This is a genomic window from Lactobacillus nasalidis (assembly GCF_016587775.1).
Taxonomy (GTDB): Bacteria; Bacillota; Bacilli; order Lactobacillales; family Lactobacillaceae; genus Lactobacillus; species Lactobacillus nasalidis.
This window is the reverse complement of record NZ_BOCG01000524.1, coordinates 1-3,329: the sequence shown is the minus strand read 5'-3', so window position 1 is coordinate 3,329 and position 3,329 is coordinate 1. Positions and strand designations below refer to the sequence as shown.

Below are 3,329 nucleotides of genomic sequence, written 5' to 3'. Positions count from 1 at the left end.
GGTCAAGACGGTCCCGGAAAACCTGGCCGGGGTAAAAATCGGCGACTCGATCGCCGTCAACGGCTGCTGCCTGACGGTGGAGGCTTTTTCCAAAGACAGTTTCACGGTAACCATGATGCCGCAGACTTTTGACAAGACGATTTTCAAAAAGCTACAGGCCGGTGACCAAGTGAACATGGAGCGCAGCGTACCAGTGGGCGGCCGCTTTGAAGGGCATATCGTGACCGGGCACGTTGATGAAACGACAGAAGTGGTTGACTTGAAGCAAAACGAGAATGCCTTGGAGCTCCGCTTTTTCCTGCCGGCCCGCTTGAAAAAGCAGATCGTCCCGCAAGGGTCAGTTGCCATCAACGGGACCAGCTTAACGGTGATGGATACTGGCAAGGACTGGTTCTCGGTTGGCTTGATCCCTCACACCCAGGAGGAAACGAATTTGGCCAGCCTAAAAGTCGGCGACCAGGTCAACCTGGAAACCGACGTGCTGGGCAAGTACGTGGAAGCCAATCTGGCCGCTTTTTTAAAAAATGAATTGGACAAGTAGAAAGCACGAGGAAACAAAGATGGATGTCAAAAAGATTCAAGATGCAATTGCCTGGATGAAGCAGGGCGGCCTGGTGATCGTGGCCGACGATGAAGACCGGGAAGCCGAAGGCGACATGATCGGCCTGGGCAGCAAGGTTACTCCGGAAAAGGTCAACTTCATGACCAAGCATGCCCGGGGCCTGCTCTGCACCAGCATTGGCCGGAAGATCGCGGAAAGACTGGAATTGCCGCAGATGTGGCAGGACAACACGGACCCATTCGGGACGGCCTTTACCGTCAGCGTTGACTACAAGACGACGACCACGGGGATTTCAGCTTACGACCGGGCGACGACGATCAAGGCCCTGGCTGATCCGGAATCCAAGCCGGAAGACTTCTTCAAGCCAGGCCACTGCTTCCCGCTGGTTGCCAAGGACGGGGGCGTTTTGGAAAGAAACGGGCACACGGAAGCCTCAGTCACCCTGGCCAGACTGGCTGGTGAAGCAGAAGTTGCCTACATCTGCGAAGTCTTGAAAGAAGACGGGCACATGGCCCGCCGGCCGGAATTACAAGAAATCGCCAAGGAATACAATCTGCCTTACTTCACGATCGCGGACCTGCAGGAATACTGCAAAAGTTTCGCGAGTAGTCGCTCAGAATTCGTAAAGCTGCCAACTGACTACGGTGAGTTTGAAATCAAGGACTACGGCAAGGGCAATCTGGTGCTTAAAAAAGGCGAGATTGCCAAAAATGAGCCGGTTCTGCTGCGGATCCACTCCAAGTGCCTAACCGGGGACGTCTTCGGCTCCAAGCGCTGCGACTGCGGCCACCAGCTCCACCAGGCCATGCGGCAGATTGAAGAAAAGGGGTCCGGGGTCATTCTCTACCTCAACCAGGAAGGCCGGGGAATTGGCTTGACCAACAAGCTCCGGGCTTATGCCTTGCAGGATCAGGGACACGACACTTATGACGCCAACCTGCTTTTGGGTTTTGCTCCAGATGAGCGCAAGTATGACGTGGCCGCCAGAATGATCAAGGATTTGGGAATTAAGCAGGTTAAACTTTTGACCAACAACCCCGACAAGATCAAGCAATTGGAAGCGGCAGGGGTTGAAATCGTGGCCCGCCTGCCCCTGGAGATGCCGGCAACGGATGAGGACCGCAGATACCTGGAAACCAAGCGGGACCGCTTCAAGCACATGTTAGTCAATTTATAGTGAAGGAGAAAAAAGATGGCAGTAATTCAAGGCGATTTTAAGCAGGTTCATGGCAAGGTAGCGATCGTGGTGTCCCGCTTTAACGAGCTAGTAACCAAGAGCCTGGCAGCTGGGGCGGCAGAAACTTTGGTCAAGTTCGGGATCAAGGAAGAAGACATTGACACCTACTGGGTGCCGGGGGCTTTTGAAATTGGCTTCGCGGCCAAAAAGCTGGTCGATTCCGGCAAATACGACGGGATCATGACTTTGGGAGCGGTGATCAAGGGCGAGACCGACCACTACGCGATGATTATCAGCAACGTAACCAGCGCGGTCATGGAATTGAACCTGGCGGGCAAGGTGCCGGTGACTTTCGGCATGCTGACGACGGAGAATATCGACCAGGCCTTGCAAAGATCAGGTTTGAAGGCCGGCAACGAGGGGAGCGCGACTGCCCAGAGCCTGCTAGAAATGATGAGCCTGCAGGAAAAAATCGGCTAAGCTCCAGAGCTTGCAAGCGCTTAACTTTTGTGCTATTATCCTAAGTAGAGAAAGTACTTTCGAATATCGTAACGAACCTTATGGAAAGGGCGTATGCGAATGACAGAAAAGATGGTTGATGAATGAGCCTCCTGAAAGGGCGTATTTGTCAGTTTGCTGTCAGCAAGCTCAAGGCTAAGGCAGCGGCCGCATTTTAGCGGGAAAGCCTTCCGCGCAAGGGTGTTCTGTTTGTACACGGCGGCTGGGCCGATCAAGAATGACGGCTTGCTCGGCAGCTTGAAATAAAATTGAATATTATTGGCATAAGGGGCTTCGCGTTAGTGTTGAGACGCGGGGCCCTTTTCCTGTTAAAAAAGCTGACCAAGTCAGCTTTTTATTTTTGTTTAATTAAGGTCTTGGTGCTCCTTCAAGATCTCCAGATACTGCTTCTGGACATCATTTGGAATGAAATTCTCGCGGATGCCCAAGCTGGAGTAGCAGTAGCTCCGCTGGCTTGGCACTAAAGGGATGACCTTGACGCCAGGAACGTTATAAAGACTGGTGGCGGCTGAGCGCGATTATCGGTCTGATCTTCAATGTTATCTGGCTTGGCGGCGGTTTGCTGTGGACCAAGTGCATTGGATATTGGTAAAAATGAAGAGTTTACTGACACTAGAGTGCTTCACTCTAGTGTTTTTTTCTTGTTTAAAGCAAAAAAATAAAAAGTTTTGTCTTTTTTCTCCCGGTAAAACTGTGATAATCCGAACTATTCTTTCCAAGGAAAAAGATTTTTCCCCGAAAGCGAAAACAAAAGTAAAAGTATATCGAATGATGCTTATTACAACTCTGCCGGCTGTACCTACTATAAACCGGATGAAAAGGTTGATTTGACCTTTCAGAAATAACGAGTATACTAATATTTGTTGTCGCGGCGAAGAAGGAATTCGTCGGAGGCACGAAAAAGAAAATATCAAAAACTTGTTGACAAGAAGTCAACAAGCGAGTAAGATATAAAACGTTGCGTCACTTGACGCAAGTTGGTACTTTGAAAACTGAACAAAGTTTCGCAGTGTGCGGGTCAAACAAAGTTTGATCCAATCAAATAAGCGAAGTCAATTCGCAAGCAAATAA

At 50.5% G+C, this 3,329-nt stretch carries 3 protein-coding genes and 1 pseudogene; 3 read left to right on the top strand and 1 reads right to left on the bottom strand.

Annotated elements, in window-relative coordinates:
- The 3 genes from lacNas_RS10300 to ribH form a co-directional block, all read left to right on the top strand.
- Positions 1-541: riboflavin synthase (locus tag lacNas_RS10300; RefSeq protein WP_201330197.1), on the top strand; the 541-nt coding region annotated here is incomplete at its 5' end.
- 19 nt (positions 542-560) lie between these two features.
- Complete coding sequence (ribA, locus tag lacNas_RS10295) at positions 561-1,739, top strand: GTP cyclohydrolase II (protein WP_201330196.1); 1,179 nt, start codon at positions 561-563, stop codon at positions 1,737-1,739.
- 15 nt (positions 1,740-1,754) lie between these two features.
- Positions 1,755-2,219 (top strand): 6,7-dimethyl-8-ribityllumazine synthase, encoded by a 465-nt coding sequence (gene ribH / locus lacNas_RS10290; protein WP_201330195.1) that lies wholly within the window; start codon positions 1,755-1,757, stop codon positions 2,217-2,219.
- Positions 2,220-2,602: 383 nt separating this feature from the next.
- Here ribH and lacNas_RS14590 read toward each other — a convergent pair.
- Positions 2,603-2,749, bottom strand: a pseudogene (locus tag lacNas_RS14590) (transcription regulator); the annotation flags it as partial.
- Positions 2,750-3,329 lie beyond the last annotated feature (580 nt).